At 50.5% G+C, this 17,317-nt stretch carries 12 protein-coding genes and 4 pseudogenes; 6 read left to right on the forward strand and 10 right to left on the reverse strand.

Annotation, left to right across the window (positions count from 1 at the left end; genetic code table 11):
- Positions 1-259: 259 nt before the first annotated feature.
- Positions 260-1,193: pseudogene (locus tag Z052_RS18355) on the reverse strand (NAD-dependent epimerase/dehydratase family protein).
- A gap of 614 nt (positions 1,194-1,807) precedes the next feature.
- Here Z052_RS18355 and Z052_RS18360 point away from each other — a divergent pair.
- Positions 1,808-2,074: pseudogene (locus Z052_RS18360) on the forward strand (cell division control protein Cdc6); the annotation flags it as partial.
- Here the strand turns inward: Z052_RS18360 and Z052_RS18365 are convergent.
- A pseudogene (locus Z052_RS18365) lies at positions 2,055-2,340 on the reverse strand (IS5/IS1182 family transposase); the annotation flags it as partial. The pseudogenes Z052_RS18360 and Z052_RS18365 sit on opposite strands and share 20 nt — an antisense overlap.
- 236 nt (positions 2,341-2,576) lie before the next feature.
- Complete coding sequence (locus Z052_RS18370) at positions 2,577-3,485, reverse strand: NAD-dependent epimerase/dehydratase family protein (protein ID WP_099289321.1); 909 nt, start codon at positions 3,483-3,485, stop codon at positions 2,577-2,579.
- A gap of 107 nt (positions 3,486-3,592) precedes the next feature.
- Between Z052_RS18370 and Z052_RS18375 the strand changes: the two genes are divergently transcribed.
- The 3 genes from Z052_RS18375 (at position 3,593) to Z052_RS21450 (ending at position 6,527) form a co-directional block, all read left to right on the forward strand.
- Complete coding sequence (locus Z052_RS18375) at positions 3,593-4,228, forward strand: IS6 family transposase (RefSeq protein WP_099289322.1); 636 nt, start codon at positions 3,593-3,595, stop codon at positions 4,226-4,228.
- Between the two features lie 150 nt (positions 4,229-4,378).
- A complete protein-coding gene (locus Z052_RS18380) occupies positions 4,379-5,671 on the forward strand; it encodes a glycosyltransferase family 2 protein (RefSeq protein WP_099289323.1) in 1,293 nt (430 codons plus the stop codon).
- Positions 5,664-6,527 (forward strand): polysaccharide deacetylase family protein, encoded by an 864-nt coding sequence (locus Z052_RS21450; RefSeq protein WP_099289324.1) that lies wholly within the window; start codon positions 5,664-5,666, stop codon positions 6,525-6,527. Before Z052_RS18380 ends, Z052_RS21450 begins: the two co-directional genes overlap by 8 nt.
- Here the strand turns inward: Z052_RS21450 and Z052_RS18390 are convergent, their stop codons facing one another.
- The 4 genes from Z052_RS18390 to Z052_RS18405 form a co-directional block, all read right to left on the reverse strand.
- The gene (locus Z052_RS18390) at positions 6,528-8,069 is read right to left on the reverse strand and encodes an alkaline phosphatase family protein (protein WP_099289325.1); all 1,542 of its coding nucleotides are present in this window, start codon (positions 8,067-8,069) and stop codon (positions 6,528-6,530) included. It lies immediately after the preceding gene.
- A gap of 40 nt (positions 8,070-8,109) precedes the next feature.
- Positions 8,110-9,210, reverse strand: coding sequence for a glycosyltransferase family 4 protein (locus Z052_RS18395; protein WP_099289326.1), 1,101 nt, complete (start codon positions 9,208-9,210; stop codon positions 8,110-8,112).
- A gap of 94 nt (positions 9,211-9,304) precedes the next feature.
- Positions 9,305-10,363, reverse strand: a complete 1,059-nt coding sequence (locus Z052_RS18400; RefSeq protein WP_099289327.1) for a polysaccharide pyruvyl transferase family protein — start codon at positions 10,361-10,363, stop codon at positions 9,305-9,307.
- Between the two features lie 41 nt (positions 10,364-10,404).
- Entirely contained in the window at positions 10,405-11,856 is a 1,452-nt protein-coding gene (locus Z052_RS18405) for a flippase (protein ID WP_158228722.1), read from the reverse strand.
- A gap of 403 nt (positions 11,857-12,259) precedes the next feature.
- On the opposite strand from Z052_RS18405, the gene Z052_RS18410 reads away from it, so the two are divergent.
- Positions 12,260-13,879, forward strand: a complete 1,620-nt coding sequence (locus Z052_RS18410) for a glycosyltransferase family 39 protein (RefSeq protein ID WP_099289329.1) — start codon at positions 12,260-12,262, stop codon at positions 13,877-13,879.
- Positions 13,880-14,028: 149 nt separating this feature from the next.
- On the opposite strand, the pseudogene Z052_RS18415 reads toward Z052_RS18410, so the two are convergent.
- The 3 genes and pseudogenes from Z052_RS18415 to Z052_RS18425 all read right to left on the reverse strand — a co-directional run.
- Positions 14,029-14,155: pseudogene (locus tag Z052_RS18415) on the reverse strand (IS1595 family transposase); the annotation flags it as partial.
- Between the two features lie 68 nt (positions 14,156-14,223).
- Complete coding sequence (locus Z052_RS18420; RefSeq protein WP_099289330.1) at positions 14,224-15,108, reverse strand: IS1595 family transposase; 885 nt, start codon at positions 15,106-15,108, stop codon at positions 14,224-14,226.
- A 160-nt stretch (positions 15,109-15,268) separates the two neighbouring features.
- The gene (locus Z052_RS18425; protein ID WP_099289331.1) at positions 15,269-16,240 is read right to left on the reverse strand and encodes a phosphoadenosine phosphosulfate reductase family protein; all 972 of its coding nucleotides are present in this window, start codon (positions 16,238-16,240) and stop codon (positions 15,269-15,271) included.
- Between the two features lie 146 nt (positions 16,241-16,386).
- Between Z052_RS18425 and Z052_RS18430 the strand changes: the two genes are divergently transcribed.
- On the forward strand, positions 16,387-16,824 hold the full coding sequence (locus Z052_RS18430) for an NUDIX domain-containing protein (RefSeq protein ID WP_099289332.1): 438 nt from the start codon (positions 16,387-16,389) through the stop codon (positions 16,822-16,824).
- Positions 16,825-17,317 lie beyond the last annotated feature (493 nt).

Genomic DNA, 17,317 nt, shown 5'->3' on the forward strand with positions numbered 1-17,317 from the left:
CGATATCACCATCGACTGCCTTGTTATGGGGGCTTTCCGTAGTTCTACATAAGAGCGACCACGAGATATTATCTGTTCCAAGTAGGGTTGTGCAATCCAGCTCGACGATTCAGTATCTGGGAGTGTCTGACACGCCACTGAGTCCCCTGTATCATTTTTGACGTGACCTGTGGAGCACGCACGTCGCCCGCCAATGTGACTCTCAATGCGATGGTGGTCCGAACAGGTGCCTTGTTCGGGCCGCAAGCTGGGTTCGACGTTAGTCGATAATCTCCCCAATGAGATCCTGAGCGCCCTGCCGCACGGCTTCATCGCTCGACTGCGTCGGCTCCCAGCCAAGCGCAGCGAGCTTCTCGATTGTAAGGCGCATTTTGGGTACGTCACCGGTCCACCCGCGGTCGCACCGGTGTAGGTGTACTCGGGGTCGACACCGAGATCGTCGCTGATGATGTCTGCGATGTCTTTGACGGAGGTTGTGGTCTTCGTCCCAAGGTTGTAGATATTGAGTGGCTCATCGGCGTGTTCAACGACCTATTTCATTGCGGCCACACACTCGTCGACGTACATGTACGACTTCTCTTGACGGCCATCGCCGAGGATTTCGAGTTCGGTAGGATCGCCGGTGAGTTTCTCGATGAAATCCGGCACGACGTTCCCGCGCTGGTACGGCCCGACAATGTTCGCAAAGCGGAACACCCACGATTGGATCCCATACGAGTGGGCGTACGTAGAAATGAGCGCTTCATCAGCGAGTTTCGAGGAGCCATAGATCGAGATTGGTTCGAGTGGCGCGTAATCTTCTGGAGTTGAGCGTGGAGCTTCACCATACACCGTTGATGAGGACGTGAACGCGAACTGTTCGACATCGGCATCACGCATTGCTTCGAGGAGATTATACGTCATCTCCGTGTTTTCTTCGAACAGCGTTCGATCGTCGTCGAAGTTCGTGTCCGTGTACGCAGCGAGATGAAACACCATATCGAGATCGGCGGTAATGATCCGGTCGACGTCGTCGCGATCCGTCAGGTCCGCTTTGGTGAACGTGACACCCTCTGGCACCCGCTCACGCTCGCCTTTCGAGAGATCATCGGCAACGCGGACTGTCGCACCCGTATCGTGAGCGTACTTGCCAGATGGCTTCCGATTAGACCTGTACCATCTGTGACAAGGACAGTAGTGTCTGTGAGATCCATGTGTCAATGTCAGTAGCCTGTGGAATGTAGATTTGAACACAGAGCGATCGCAGTACGTAGTGGTTGAAACAGTCGCAGCGGGCCAGCAACTGAGCGCAAAGGTGGGCTAGCAATCGTCGAAATAGCGTTTGACGTATGAATGAAGATTCTCAAATGGTCGGCCAAAGACGTCGAAAGTACTGTGTTGCTCATCGCCGATAATTTGGGTTTTTCGTCCGCAAAATGGCAGCGATAGGCGGTTGCGAGGTAGTGTTTCGAGTTGACATCCGCAGCGTCAACTGTCTCGTAGAAGTGTTCATGTCTCTGTTAAATCTTAGGAACTGATAGAATTAGTGTGCGAGATACAGAGGGCGGTCTTTGTTCAGACACTCTCGGCTTTGTTGAAATCCTCAGAGAGCTATACTTATGCCTATCTTAGTTAATACTGATCTCGTCTGTCTGAGGATGTAAAATCCTTATCAACGCCCTAATCACCCCTATCGGAACTGAATAGAGCAGCCACACGGCCCGTGAATCCAGATTGGTACCTACCCCAAGAACACGAAGGTGATGAGAGTGACCACAAAGACTAACATCAGAAACAACTCAACGATAGGGGTGAACGCGAACTGTAGTTTCCACCGTATGACGTGCCCGAACTGGAGAATATCCTTCAGTCAAGGGCTGATATCGTGATTGTGGCGGACACCGTTGGCGAGGGTGTTTTGAACTTCTGTGCCGCACTCGCCGCTCGAGATAGCGGGGGTACTCGGCAGGCGCTGTATCTGCTTCGGCTGGCTGGCGAGATCGCGGAGAACGAGGGGGTGGACGCTATCGAGCGCACCCACCTCGAGTCGGCCCGTTCTCGACTCAAGCAGAAGCATGTCGAGGAGGGAATCCGCTCAAACCACGTGCGGAGGACGGTGTAGTGCGGAAGTCTGGTGAGGCCGATCTCTTCAAGGACGCCGGGCATTTCTGAGAGCAAATCCATCGTGACACGGTAGGATTTGGCCAGCTCGATGCGGAGTGCATACACGGTGAGCATTGCCCACTCGGCGAACCCGCTTCCCCCTTTGGGGTCGGCAGGTTCGTCCGGATTAGCGACAACTGATTTAGCCTTAGCCACCGTAAAACGCGTGAAGAGACGGATTTCGGATGTTACACCGATCTGTCTCTTCGCTTTCTACAGCAATAACGGAGTCGTAGCCCTCGCGTCTAGCGAAGCTACAGAGCCGAAATTTACTAATTGTTCCTGTTTTGGAATCTGTTGGATCTTGACTCTGTTGTGTAGGGTGTCTTCCTATACTCGAAGCCTGTCCCAACCTTTCGTCCCGACTCCATGCTCAGACTAGAGTGGATGTGGTTGCTGTCAAGTCGAACATCCATTGATACAGATGAGCCGTGTTACAGGACCGTCTTCAAGCCTTCTCGTAAGGAAACCGTCGGTTCGAACCCTAACTCTTCTTTTGCTTTCGAGATATCTGCGACGCTCTCCTCTATATCGCCTGGTCGTGGATCGGTATACGTCACCTCAGAGTCTGTATCCGTTATATCGCATATCGTCTCGGCAAGTTCTGCGATACTCGTCTGCTCGCCGCGGCCGATGTTATATGCCTCGCCGGTATGCACTGTTTTCGCCGCCAGCAAATTGGCGTCAACAATATCGTCGACGTGGACGAAATCACGTGTTTGTGATCCGTCGCCGTTGACGGTGATCGGTTTGCCAGCCAGAGCTTGGTCTCTGAAGACGCTGATGACGCCACCGTAGTCACCACCTCGCTGCCGTGGACCATAGATGTTGAAGTAACGGAGAGCGATCGTTTCCGTCCCGTAGAGTTCGTTGTAGACTTGTACGTATCTGTCGACGGTCCATTTATCGATTCCGTAGGGGGAATTGGGAGTTTTTGACTCCTCTTCGGAGATGGGGATAGTCTCGGGTTCGCCATAAATCGCTGCGGATGAGGCGATGACGAGTCGAAAGTTCTTCTGGCGGGCGAGCTCCAAGAGGTGAAGCGTCGCATCGGTGTTCACTTCGTGGCAAGGGCGCGGATTCTCGATTGATTTCTGGACACTCACGACGGCGGCTTGGTGGAAGACAATGTCCACGTAGTCGGTGAGTTCGTCTAGTAGTTCGCGGTTCCGAATGTCACCCTGTTTGAAAGTGGCCTCGTTAGGGACGTGGTTCTCCGTACCTGTAGAGAGATTATCGAGTGCCATTACATCATTTTTTTTCGCCAACCGCCTTGTGAGGTGACTTCCGACGAATCCGGCGGCGCCCGTGATTAGAACGCGGGCGTCTCTCAGTAGTGTCATATTTCACTATCTAATTGTACCAAGGTAATAAGTTTGTAATACTCACTATGTTTTGGCAGTGTTGAGATAAGGTCGAAGGGTGAGGCGGTCAAAAGATCGAGTGGTCTATGCTCAGTTTCGACCGCCTCAGCGGCGATAGCGGTTGTATCGAGTTAGATTTTCTGGAGCGAGAGGCGACACCCGAGTCGGCGATGAAGCTCGGTATCCGACTCCATCTGGCAGTATTATCACTTTCGTATACAGTTTCGATTCTTGAGAGGTTGGGTGTCGATCGCCATCGAACCACCGTTCATCGGTGGGTTCAGAAAGCCGATCTACAGCCGACAGACGGTGCGAACCCGAATCACGTTGCGGTCGATGAAACTGTGATTCAGCTTAATGCTGAGCGATATTGGCTGTACGCTGCCGTCGATCCCGACACGAACCGCCTGCTCCACGTTCGGCTGTATCCGACGAGAACGAACGCGATCACCTCGATGTTTCTCTCTGAACTGCGTGAGAAACATCAGGTTGACGACGCGGTCTTTCTCGTCGACGGCGCGCCATGGCTACACGCAGCCTGTCATCGTCATGGGCTCCGATTCCAACACGTCACACATGGGAATCGGAATGCCGTCGAACGTGTCTTTCGAGAAGTAAAACGGCGAACAAACCAGTTCTCAAATACGTTTAGTCACGTTGAGCCGAGTACCGCCGAAAATTGGCTCCAAGCGTTCGCCTTCGCATGGAATCAGCTTATCTAAACACTACCTTTTTTCCCATGGCAAAATTAATATCTCCCTACCTGCTTCGTCTAGATATGTTATCCCGATTCACAATTAGCATATCTGAGAAACTGCTAAGCCATTTCACCCGCCCGCTGCTAAATATCCAACCAACGAAGACTGAGACTCATGTCACAGCCTGAAACGACGACGCAAAGCGGGGGTTCCGCGGAGCGAAAGCCTACAGTTGGACTAGTCGCGAGTGACGAGTTCGGAGTCCTCGAAAACCTGCTCAATGCGGTAGAGCATGACCTGCCTACCATCCTTGCGGATACTGGCGATGCAGAGACCGTCGCCAAAGTTGGTCGGCAACTCGGAATCCAGGTTATCGAACCACCTGACAGTGTAGAGCGTACAGACGAACTTCGAGATCATTTCGCGACTATCACTAGCAGCCAGCCAGCACCAGGAGTTATTGTACCGGATGATAGTAGCACACCCATCGATTTCGAGCGTACTGTTTCAGCATTCGACCCGACAGAACGAGTATGCGGAGTAGTCACAAAAAAGGCCGATAACGAACTCGGTGTGTTGGCTGCGATTCCTGCGTACAATGAGGAGGCGGCTATTGCGGATGTCGTAACGAAGACGAAGCAGTACGCCGACCTCGTGTTGGTCATCGACGACGGCAGCAGCGACGATACGGTACCACTAGCAAAGGAGGCTGGTGCGACGGTTGTCGAACACGAGGAGAACGGAGGGTACGGGGCTGCACTTCGGACAGCCTTCAAAGAGGCTAGTGAACGTCGGGCAGACCACTTAGTGATTCTCGACGGTGACGGGCAGCATGACCCCAGTGACATTCCTGAGGCGGTTGAGGTTCAGGAGGATGGCGCCGATATCGTCATCGGGAGCCGGTTTGCGGACGATTCGAAAACGGAACTGCCGCTTTATCGTCGGTTCGGACTATCTGTAATAAATTTCCTGACGAACCTCAGCATGGGAGTTGTTCGGTCTGAATCACGCGTCGGTGACACCCAGAGCGGGTTTCGGACGTACAATCCCGAGGCGATCGAGTCGCTGAGTGGGGACGAAAGCATTGGTTCCGGGATGAGTGCAAGTACAGATATCCTGTACCACGCTCATCAGCATGAGTACGAGGTAGAGGAGATTGGAACGACGATAGATTACGACGTTGAAGAGGCGAGTACGCATAACCCGGTTTCACATGGAGTTTCACTGGTCGGGAATATTCTGCGGACAGTAGAGCGCGAGCGTCCGATTACTGTGCTAGGTGCTCCAGGGTTCATTAGTGCGTTTGTTGGACTCGGCTTTGGGTACTGGACGTTCTCGAACTACATCAGCTCGGGGACGTTCCCACTCGGGTTAGCCTTAATCTCGGCGACGTTCACTCTCGCAGGCGTATTCGCATGCTTCACATCTATCATATTACATTCTTTAAATTCATATCTCGATGAGTAATAATACTCGAGGTCAGGGCGTTGATTCGGCGCATAAATTCGAATGGCCGAGTTCTCCAGTTATTTACCTAACTGTTGATTACGAGTGCGATTATGGAACTGCGCTCACGGAGAACTCATACGGTGCACTTGAGGAAACACCATGGCTCGCCTCACTGATTGAAGAACTTGAGATTCCACTTACTTGTTTCGTACAGACTAGAGTCTTTGACGAAAGACCCGAGCAAGTGGAACAGCTTCGAAGTGCTTCCAGTCCTGTAACATTCCATCCGCACTCACACAGCCATCGCCCCCGGGACGAGACAGATATCGGAAACGAAATCTCGAAAGCAACAGCCGCATACGAGGATTTCTTCGGGAGAAGCCCTGTCGGCTATCGGTTCCCCAACGGTAACGTGCGGTCGACAGACTATGAACTGCTAGCAGAGAACGGCTATAAGTTCGATGCGAGTGTCTTCCCTTCCTGGCGACCGGGACACTTCGATAATACGAATGCTCCGACACGACCACAGTTTTTCACTGATTACGACCTGTTGGAGATTCCGTTTACCGTCTACTCTGATAGGATCCGGATTCCGACCGCACTCTCATATTGTCGGCTGCTAGGCAGACCTTTCACGGAACTCTTGGCTCGCCGCCCACCGCCTGTGGTCATTTTCAATATCCACATGCACGACCTCGTGAATCCACCGGCGTTCAATGAATTGTCGCCGTTGTATCGGGGAATATATTCGCGGAACCCAGACGGGAAGTCGCTCCTCACGCGCGTGCTCAAACGACTACAGAGAAGGGGATATGAGTTCCGACAGTTAGACGACTTACATGAGTCTTTTCGAAAGTACGAAGCGAAGTCGTAGTTACTCCAGATAGCCGATATCGGCGAGACGGTCCTCAACATCTTCTCCGAGTTCGTCTTGCTGTGTTGCGTCACCGAGCGGTGGTCGGGTTTCGACGGCCCGCTCTGCTGGATCACTGCCCGAGCGGAATACCTCGAGAACTGGTTCGCCGTCCATGTCTGTAGGAATTTCGTGGCCCATCCAGTGGAGGATCGTCGGCGCGATGTCGGTAATCCGGATCTCATCGAGGTTGCCGGCTTCCACGTCATCGCCGTAGAACAGTACCATTCCCTCCGGGACATTCTCACCGCGCCAGTCAGTCGGTTCTGACATTACCTCTTCAGTACCCATAGCTTCACTCGTATGGACGCCCGGCCGCTGGTCGAAGATGAGGTCCGGGGCTTTGTGAACGTGCGGCCCGTTGTAGAGGTTTTCCCGACGGTGGATTGTTCGGGCGATCGAATCGTCGTTGAGCCCCGTCGTTGCTTTGAGGTCGGCTTCGAGATCGGAGAGAATCTGCTCTCGTTCCTTTTCGCTGTCGGCATTGACGTAGACGAGACCTTGGCCACTGCCGATGGCCTTCGTGTTCTCCCAATCGACCATACTCAGCTTTTCTTCGCGGACGACGCCCTCGTCGGTCGGGAAGCGCTCAATGATGGACCGCGGAATGAGCGGGCGGATGTACTGCTCCAGATTGAGTTTTCGGACGACGCTAGCGACGCGCTCTTGCGTGAGGCCAACGTCATGGAGGCGCGAGGAAAGACTCGATTTCGTAGAAAGGTAGCCACGCTCTTCGAGCCAGCTGTTGATGTAGAACACCGTGTCGATTTCCATACAACCGTGGTCGGACATCAATACGAGGTTGTAGTCACCCTCGATGAACGGTTCGAGTTCTTCGTCGATGACCTCGTAGGCGTGTTTCGTCGGTTCTCCGTCGTAAAAGTAGTGCTGGAGAACGTTCAGGTGGAAGAGCGTCACGTGGAGAAAATCTACATCTTCCTCTTCGAGGAGAGTGTGCGCTGTTCGGAGGCGGGTGCGGAGGAGATCATGAACCATCTCGACCTCCTCCCCAGCGTCCTCGCTCGACGTAAGAACATTCTCGGGGTGGACGCGGTAATTGAAACGGGACTCGATGTCTGCTTGGAGGTTGTCTGGCTTCGTGTAGTTCTTCTCTCGTGATCTTGGCCCACCGGCGATCATGAACCTATTTATTTCGCGCGGTGGGTAGGTCATGGGGAGATTGATTACGCCCGCCGATTGATTTTCCTCGTTCAGATAATCCCAGATCTCGGGACTTTCGAAGTCTGTTGAGTCTGGAAGGTACATCGATTGATTTTCCGTGTCGATGCGTTCCCACCAGTAAACACCAAGCTTGCCGGGGTTTTTCCCAGATGAATAGCATTTCCAATTAGGGCAGGTAACAGGTGGTAAAATTGAACGGGAAACTCCGTGAATACTATTCTTTTTTAGCTTGGATATGTTGGGAAGATCACGTTCGTCTGATATTCGATTAATTAGGGGCCAATTTGATCCGTCTAGTCCGATGACTACTGTTTTACTCATTGTGCTGTGTGTCAAACTTCACGCGTAATACTCTTACTATCTATATAAATGACTCTAGTACTTCCCTTTCTTGCTCTACCATTTCTTCAAGCCGGTATGACTCAGCAGTCTGGCGGGCAGCTTCAGCAATTGATTTTTGATTTTCTTTATTTTTTAGGCAACATCGCATTACAGCTGCTAACTCCCGATGATTTGTTGATTCAATTAGATGCCCATTTTCACCGTCAATCATATAATCTCTAACCCCTAGAGTATCGGAAGTAATAGTAATACACCCGGAGGCCATAGCTTCTAAATTTGACAAGCCGAATCCTTCCATTTTCGTTGGGAGGACGTATATATGCGCATTCTTCATCAACTCCTTCTTTTCGCCCTCTTCAACATATCCTCTAAATGATATATTTTCCAAATCTAGTTCTTCAGCTTCCCGTTCAAGTTCTGTCCTACACGGACCATCGCCCGCAATAATCAGTTTCCGGCTGATATTCCCTCTGGCTTGTATCTGTTTCCAAGATTTAAGTAATGTAGAAATGTTCTTTCGCGGTGTTAGAGCACAAAGACATAATATGTCACCATTCGGATTATAGTTATATTCATACTCTTCTGTTTTTATTCCATTTTCAACTAAATGTATTTTGTCTGGGCTCCGGTTCACGACTGACTGTAGCTCTGACCGAGTTGATTTTGAGACTGCCAAAATTTTGTCTCCATCTAAGACTCTATATAGTTGTTCTCCTATTATCGTTCCAATTTTTGTAATTATATTATCCTTATTAGAGAACGCTTTCATCCCATAAACTGCATGGACTTTTGTCACTGTTTTTTTACTTGTGGCGTATGCATAGATGTACGGGATCGGGGATGAATTATCATATACTATATCTGGATCTATCTTTTTGAGAATATTAATAAATTTTATCGGAGATTTAACAAAAAATCCTACCTTCTCAGCGAAGAATGTGTTTGGAGTTGAGATGGGCCAGTGGTGAATGTTTTCTCTTGAGGGAGCGTCTCCGTCAGGACAGAGATAGTGAACATCCCAACCATTTTGTGCCAAGTGCTGTCCTAGTTCCCAAATAACGTTTTCTGCCCCCCCACCGCTGTATGGTGGTGCTTTGCTAATAAACAGTATTGTCTTCATTTTAGTTTTAAAATATACCTGCTATTTGATGTCCCTTCTGATTTGTACCTTTGCTGTCGTCCCCCTATTGTATTGAGTCGCGTTAAGCTCTACTTCAGTCATATTGATCGATTTTTGACAATCCTATTTTTGACAACATCTTGTCGCCTGTAACTTCATTTAATGGAATTCCGTTTTCAGATTTACCATAATAATCTAGTAGCGACGTAACCTTCTCTGCATATTCTACAGCAGCAAAGTCGGTATTGACAGTATAGGCAAATATCATAGAATGTAAGCGTGTCGATATTACTTTGTCGACCTGCGATACCACCCCCAACATTTTCTGAGGTTTTTCTGTTTGAATCATCGGTATATCATACTCCTCGCAGTATCGCTGACAGACTCTATGGTCCATTTCTACCTCCTCGTAAGGATGGTTCCCAAACGGTAAAAGGACTATCTGATAACCTTGGGATATTAATATTTCTATGGCTTGCTGATACGCATTTTGAAGCCTTTGGTTCTGTCTTTCATTTTTAACCCGTCTTGCGGCAATCCCGATGGTACAATCATTTTCTACTAACCCGATAGATCTCATTTCCTTCTCTGCCCATTCTGTATCTGGTGACAGAGTTGTGGCAGGATCGGGTACTAGCGTTACGTCCTCTACCCCTTCCCGTTGTAGAGTCTCTAGACTGATTGGATCTCTAACTGAAATATGCTGTGATTTGGCCATACATCCTACAACACCGCGCATTACTATTGAGGGTGTTGACGGATAAACCCCCATGGCGGTCCAATACACGTCTTTTCCGAGTAGTGTTGCTACTCTAAGATAGAACGGGAGTGCCTTTGATAACTCTCCCATATATGATGAAAAGAGCCCTCCCCCTCCAACAATGAATGTATCGTGTTCTAATAATGCCAATAACGCATCCGAAACGTTAGGGGAAAACGGCCGAATTGGAACATCATCCGGAAATTCGTCCTTATGTACTTGTATGGTCCTCTCTGGTTCGTGGGCAACTAATGTGATTGAATCTATGCTTTTATTGCCCGACTCCCTCCAATCTTTTAATAAGCCGCTCAAAATTGCTTCGTCTCCAACATTGCTTGCCCCTCCTCCGATGAGAAAAACATCACCTTCTGCTTCTGATAATGTATAGGTCATATAATTTGATAGAGATTGTGGTTAATCAGTATATCGGTTAGCTACTGTATAAGTTCGTTGAATACGTCCTTATCTTTCTGATCGGAAGCTATCATTATGTATGATAAAATATGGGTTGTAGTGTGAATAATGCTGATACTTATGATATTATGTAGGCTGTAATCCGTGAAGAATTGATGTATTAAATAATATGTAATGATACTTTGTGAATAGAATAAGATCGATCTTAGATTTGTTGGATAAATATTGTATAAATTATAGAGTCTTGCTGAATACAGAATATTCATTAAAATATAGGACACGGTAGTAGCGGCCGCTGCACCGGCCATCCCTATTCTTGGAACTAATATGATATTTAGAAATATATTAAACCCTAATGGGATCAATGTTGCTAAAAATGCGTACCGATTTTGCTCCCCAGCAACCAGAGCGCTCCTATTTGGACCGAATAGGGAATGTGATATAAAGCAAACTGCAAGTATTCTGAGTGGATACGTTGCAACAGCATATTCTTGTCCAAAAATAAACTCGATTGTCCAACTAGGATTAAAAATTATTAGCAACGCTATCGGAAGTGATAGTGTGGATATCCACCTTGTAACCACAATATAATCACTTTTAATTGAAGATCTATCACTTTGAAATTTTTTTGATAAGTACGGCATGAATAGGAATGAGAATGTCCATAATATTACAAAAAGGCTTCTTGATATAGTATACGCACTATCATAATACCCAACAAATTTTGAGTCATCTAAGAAGAAACTCACAGCAACCGTATCAAGTTCCTGCATCAACTTTCGAGACGATGTGGCAAGAACGAGAGGTAGTGAAAATAAAAGAAGCTTCTGGCCTTGACGAGGTGCTATCTTCGAGACCGCTAAATCAATGCTATGACGTTTTTTGAATATCCCTACTCCAGTTACTGCTGTAACTAACATTGCGACCGTCCATCCTATTCCCGCACCAATCGAGTCCTTGGTAAATAAAATACCTAAAACTACAGCGCAGACCGTTGTTGAACGATACACTACCTCGATAAGGACTCTCCCAACCGAATCTTCTTTTCCTCTGAGAACACCAATAGATGTTTTGAAACTCACGAATAATGGGATTCCTAGCAAAAATGGAATCAGTGTCGGTTCGAAAGCAACATCGGATACAAATACAGAAATTTCTCGAGAAAGTAGCAATAACACTATGGAAACGAGTGAAGCGAATATAATACCAATTATCGTTCCTGTTGACACATACTTACTCACCTTATCTGTAGTTGGTACCATCTTCCCCAGACCTTCTGGAATTCCTAAATGGGAAATTAGTCCTACAAAATTGACTATCGTAAGCCCGAGCACAAAATATCCGTACTCCTCCGGGCCGAGCAACCGAGCAGGCCCGATTCGTAGTGAAAATCCTAATATAGTTCCGATAATATTTCCGAGGAATACTAACGAGGTTCCGCTAAGGAAATCAGAAAGATCACTTTCGCTCACTATGGGCGTTATTATTATGAGAGGATAAATCACTTGCCAAGTTTGGTTGACCTGGTATTCATACTTCCGTCCGCGTACATGGCCTACACTTATCTCTACTACTGTAGTCTCTTCAGATTAATTCTTGTGTAACTATATTCTATTAATCTATCTTTTTATCATGTGTAGAGATTATAAGTGTTGAACAACCCAGAGACGTTTGTGAGCGACACCGGTGGTAAGACAGTAGTGCCATACCCTGGCTATAGTGGAGATTTTTACTGAGTCTAAAATTCTTCAAACAATACTATAAGGGGGCTAAAAAATACCATTCCAGCGTATTCTGCTTTTTACAAGGAATTCGATATCAACATATTAAACCGAAACAGAGACTATATTACTTTTCATCCAGATATAAATCATTATGTCCTGTAGGAAGGGGTCGGATGAGCCGGGTAAAATTGGCAACTGGAAAGCCCCTGCAGCGATCGCTTTCTTTACCCTGACGGCTGCAATCATCTCAATACTCCGTGAGCCCTCTTACCCTCGCCCGAAGGCATTTTTTGTGACAATAGGTATCGCCGCGGCAGCGCTCTACCTGTGGATCACACTTGATGGAAAAAGTCAATTTCAAGTCGCATGGCTCACTGCTGCGACGGTATTCTTGGCATTCCTGCTTAGATGGACAACGTATCGACCTTTGGCCGCATCCAGCTCAGACCAAATTAGTCATTATGCTGTTCGGGCAGGCTATATTGTTCGGGAAGGTTACGTCGGGCCGTTCGGGATCTATGAGCACTCGCCACTAATCCATATCTTGATTGCTACCCTGAGCAAGCTGGCCGGCTACACCTCCGGGTTGGATTCGATAATACTCATGGCAGCTGCGTCATCCATGCTGCCCGTGCTTGTCGCCGGGCTCCTGTACCGATTTGCCGGAAAACAATCTTCCCTCCACGGAATGCTCCTCACTGCGTTCTTTCCATTGTTCACCCGAACCGGGGTAATATTCGAGACCGAAGCCCTCTCTCTCCCATACTTCATTCTAGTAATCTACCTCTCCATCCTCGTTTCTCAGTATGGCGACTGGACGCACCTCGGCTTCATCTTAGCGGTCACCTCAGCAGCGTTTGTACACTTCTTCTACCCGTTTGTCATCCTTGGTACGTTGCTCGCCGGTATCTACCTCTACGACGGCTTTTCATCAGTTCACGGGGCAGCCAGCCGCCTATTTCCTGGCCTTGTCGTCATCGGGTTCTTCTCCCTTGTTTTATACCGCGTGGTTTCTACCGATCGAGGGGCTGGCCTCTTTGCCTCCATGTTGTTCGAGCGATCGGGAGGGTCACTCCCCGACTCAATACTCGGTGTATTCACGCCGACACAGGGCGCTATCGGCGAATCAACAACCACAGCAAAGACGACACTCGATATTATGGCGAACTTCACGCCAGCGCTGATGTTCCTCATCTTAGGTGTCGTCGGAGGATTGCTCACGGTTGTCGCTGCTCGGCGCGACCCAGATCAACAGGTGATTATCGCGTATACGACCGCGACTGGGGTCGGAACTCTTGTTGGACTCCTGTTTTTCTCCTCGAGTGAATCTCTCGCCATAGGATTCCGGCTCTACTACTACGCAGGTGTGTTCATCGTCGCGTACGCTGCAGTCGCCCTCGCAACTACCCCAGAGTTATTGAGTCGAATTCCATCTGCACGCCTATTCTTGATAGTAGTCTTCACCTTCCTTATTATGATGACAGCAGGATTAGCTCCGATGTCGTCTCTCGGGAACAACGTTGAGCCTTGGTTCGGAAGCCCTCCTAACGCTGTAACGGAAGGTGACGCAAATGAACTCACAGCGATGAATCGATCGATCCCGGGTGACACTAGGATACACAAGATTGGAGTAGACAGAATCAACCTCCCGCCTGATCAGGGGCCATTCGCACCATATCTCCCCGAACAGAAGACTGTTGTTGCGGCCGATACTGAGTGTGGCGGAAATCGAATTTGGTCAGGAAAAGCTTTCGCCGTATGTGACCGTTAGAGGGGTTCAGGCTGTTGGGTGCGCCTTTCTCGTGAGAATCTGACGATATGCTTGTGCGTGGCATTGTTTACTTGGTCAGATCCGATGAGGACGCTGGTATTTCGGATTCCTACTTTGGAGCTTCGCTCTTGTGTAGCTCATTGTTGATTTCAGAGAGTCGCTTTGACGGCGTGTTTGAGTGCTTCTCGTCCAGGTTTGTGGTAGACGTCTGAGTTGGAACGCTCGGAGAGACCGTGTGAGGCAGTCTTTTGAGATGTCTTGATGCGGCGAGAGCCACGCGTCGCACCAGCGACGTGGCTCTCGCAGGTATTCAATGAACGCTCTTGTGTAGCACATTGTTGATTTCAGAGAGTAGCTTTGACGGCGTGTTTGAGCGCTTTTCGTCCGGGTTTGCGGTAGAGTTCTCGTCTGAGTTGGAACGCTCGGAGATACTGTGTGAGGCGATCTTTTGAGATGCCTCGATGCGGCGAGAGCCACCGTCGCGCCAGCGACGCGTGGCTCTCGCAGGTGTTCACGTGGACCGTGTCGTCGGCGTACTCACAGTCTCCGTGAACGACGTATTCGCGGTCGAATTGCTCATCTTCATCAAGCGGATCGTACGCGCAAAATCCGTCGGTATAGATCGTGAGAGGCTCCTGCTGGCGGTCAGCCAGCAGGAGCCGGATCGTCGATTTGTCTGCGGATTTCGCCGGCACAACGTACCGTTGCTCGGTGCCACGATCCACGAGAACGAACACGGGCGGTTTGTCTTGATCATACGTTCCGCGCCCGCGTCGAGAGAGGCCGCGAGAGCGCGACCAGTGGTCGCGCTCGCGGCCTTTCAAGCCGGCAGAGACGTAGAACTCGTCAATTTCAACCGGGCCACGGAGATTGAGTGACGGCGCGTCGAGCGCTTCGCCGAAGCGCTCGACACGCCTGTGAATCGTTTTGTAGGTGACCTCGATTTCGCACTGTAACTGCCTGAGACTCGTGTTAAACCGCAAAAACGCGTAGATCGAAAACAGCCACTTGCGGAGTGCGATCTTCGAGTGAGCGAAGATTGTGCCGGTCTTATCGTTGAACGTGCGGCCGCAATCCTTACAGAGATACCGCTGAAACTGCCCGTAGCTGCCGTTTCTGACCGTTCGGTCAGAACGGCAGCGAGGACAAGAAACGCCGTCACGCCAGCGAACCTGCTGTAACAGGTCCGCTGCGACCGATTCCGACCCAAACACATCCAGCGGAATCATTCGTGTCGGACACCGCTGACGCGGTGTCCTTGTCCTCTTCGACTCCACAGCGGCAACTTACCAGTATCAACAATCTCTTACAGAAGAGTGATGTACATTAGTACGTAGCTATTCAGGAAATATTCTTAATATACTATATTCATCGACATAACGTGATTCATTACATATAACCGAGGTCGCGCAGGCGCTCCATCAGGTCCTCCTTGTCCTGGGCGCGGCCGGCGCGCTCGGTCGTGTCCTCGAGGTTCTGGAGCCACGCGGGCTCCTCGGTCGTCTTCTCGGTGCTGACCTCGCTGCCGAGCGAGCGGAACCCGGCAAAGTACTTCGGGGAGATCGGCACGTCCTCCTGCGTGACGCCCTCGGGCAGGTCGTCGTCGGCCTGCGGGACGTACCCCTCGTCGGGGAACGCCTCGACGGTGTCGGGGACGACGTAGTTCCAGAAGGCGTCCCACACGTCGGCCTCGGCGAACTGCAGGATGGGCTGGATGCGGTCGTGCGGCGGGAAGAGATCGGGATCGTGACGCGGCGAGAAGAACGTCTCGTCCGCACGCGCCTCCTGTTCGTCCCAGCGAACTCCCGAAATCACGCCGTCGATATCGTGTTCTTCGAGGGCGTTGTTGAGCGCGACGGTCTTCAGCAGGTGGTTCCCGACGTAGGTGTCCAGCAGGAACGGGAACGTGTCCTCCTCAAACTCGAGGATCCCCCGGATGTGGTGCTGGTTGTGCTCGGAGAGGGCGTCGACCGGAATGTCGTCGCCGGGTTCGAGCTCGTGCTCGTCGACATACGCGCCGACATCGTCGTTGCGGGCGTACACGAGTTCGATCTCCCACTCGTCGGCCCAGTGCTCGACGAAGTCGGTGATGTCGTCGAAGTGCTGGAAGTGGTCGATGAAGACGGCGGTCGGCTTCTCGTAGCCATACTCTTCAGCGACCTGGTTGATGAAGTACAGCGTCAGCGTAGAGTCTTTCCCGCCCGTCCACATCACAGCCGGGTTGTCGTACTCTTCGAGTCCCTGCCGGGTGACTTCGATCGCCTTCTCGAGTTTGTGCTGAATCGACGGATAATCCGCGGGATCCTCACCCTCACCGTCAGTGTAGTCGACATTAATGCTCGCCGAGAAGTCGTTGGGCATGTAAGTTGACATTTAGCTGTTATTAAAAGGATATTTCAGTACCAACTCAGGCAACGAGGATCTCAGATTTCGTCGCTGAGACGTCGCTCGGATCTGAACACGCGCCGGCCCACAAATTTATTATTACTTGAGTTTCATTTGCTGTAATGACAGACGAACTACTCCACGCGACGGTGAGTGTTCGCGGCATCATCATCGACCCCCGTGGGCGGAACCTTATCCTCCAGCGCGCGACTGACAGAGAGTGGGAGCTGCCTGGGGGACGGCTCGCCCCCAGAGAGCCGGTCCGTCGTGGCCTTTGCCGAGAGATAACCGAAGAGACGGGGATCTCCGTCGAGATTCACACGCCCGTAGCGACGAACGCGTGGGTCAACGACAACGAAGAGGGGCGTTTTGCCGTCCACTACAAGTGCTACACCTCCCAGCGAACCATCGATATCAGCGACGAACACGTCGACTCGGCGTGGATGCTCCCTGAGCGCGCGCGTCGCGTCCTGAACGAGCCGCAGGCCGCGGCCGTCCAAGCGGTCTCGAACCGACCGGCGACCGGCCAGCCCACCGACCAATCGCTGTCGCAAGACTAACGCAGTTGATCTAGTTGGCGTGTATAATCGGTTCTGGTACCAACGTACCGCTGTTTTGGTCAGAGAGCAGTGTCGTCGTCGCGCTCGTCGCGGTAAGCTAGCAACACCATTGGCGACTCACGATTGAACTCGTAGACTTCCTCCCGAGTCCCCTGTGGAATGGAATCTCCACGAGAAACACATCAACAGATTCGCACTAGAGATCTGTACCGCGACTGTGGTGCCGACACAGTCTGCCGATTCCGGTCACCATGTTGTCCATCGTCTTGCGACATCCGATTTCGGTGACCACTTAATTTCGCATGCGGAACGGCCAGCACGACATCTGCCACAACTGTATGGTGTACAGGCGGTCGAGGCGACTGCCCCGGGGCTTGACCCCGGGGTTGAAGCCGACAGCATTATTATGCTTAAGACAGTATAATTCAGTATTGGACAGATGGAATGCTATCCAAAACTGCGACAACGGGGTGTTGTCACGATCCCAGAAGAA

The organism is Halorubrum sp. C191 (genome assembly GCF_002727095.1).
In the GTDB taxonomy this organism is placed as follows: domain Archaea; phylum Halobacteriota; class Halobacteria; order Halobacteriales; family Haloferacaceae; genus Halorubrum; species Halorubrum ezzemoulense.

What these genes read in the sequence shown, in the direction of transcription:
- Z052_RS18425 (WP_099289331.1), bottom strand. Translation starts at nt 16,240, where the DNA reads ATGCCCAACGACTTCTCGGCGAGCATTAATGTCGACTACACTGACGGT.
- Z052_RS18430 (WP_099289332.1), top strand. Translation starts at nt 16,387, where the DNA reads ATGACAGACGAACTACTCCACGCGACGGTGAGTGTTCGCGGCATCATC.
- Z052_RS18390 (WP_099289325.1), bottom strand. Translation starts at nt 8,069, where the DNA reads ATGAGTAAAACAGTAGTCATCGGACTAGACGGATCAAATTGGCCCCTA.
- Z052_RS18400 (WP_099289327.1), bottom strand. Translation starts at nt 10,363, where the DNA reads ATGACCTATACATTATCAGAAGCAGAAGGTGATGTTTTTCTCATCGGA.
- Z052_RS18380 (WP_099289323.1), top strand. Translation starts at nt 4,379, where the DNA reads ATGTCACAGCCTGAAACGACGACGCAAAGCGGGGGTTCCGCGGAGCGA.
- Z052_RS18410 (WP_099289329.1), top strand. Translation starts at nt 12,260, where the DNA reads ATGTCCTGTAGGAAGGGGTCGGATGAGCCGGGTAAAATTGGCAACTGG.
- Z052_RS18370 (WP_099289321.1), bottom strand. Translation starts at nt 3,485, where the DNA reads ATGACACTACTGAGAGACGCCCGCGTTCTAATCACGGGCGCCGCCGGA.
- Z052_RS18375 (WP_099289322.1), top strand. Translation starts at nt 3,593, where the DNA reads ATGCTCAGTTTCGACCGCCTCAGCGGCGATAGCGGTTGTATCGAGTTA.
- Z052_RS18420 (WP_099289330.1), bottom strand. Translation starts at nt 15,108, where the DNA reads ATGATTCCGCTGGATGTGTTTGGGTCGGAATCGGTCGCAGCGGACCTG.
- Z052_RS18395 (WP_099289326.1), bottom strand. Translation starts at nt 9,210, where the DNA reads ATGAAGACAATACTGTTTATTAGCAAAGCACCACCATACAGCGGTGGG.
- Z052_RS21450 (WP_099289324.1), top strand. Translation starts at nt 5,664, where the DNA reads ATGAGTAATAATACTCGAGGTCAGGGCGTTGATTCGGCGCATAAATTC.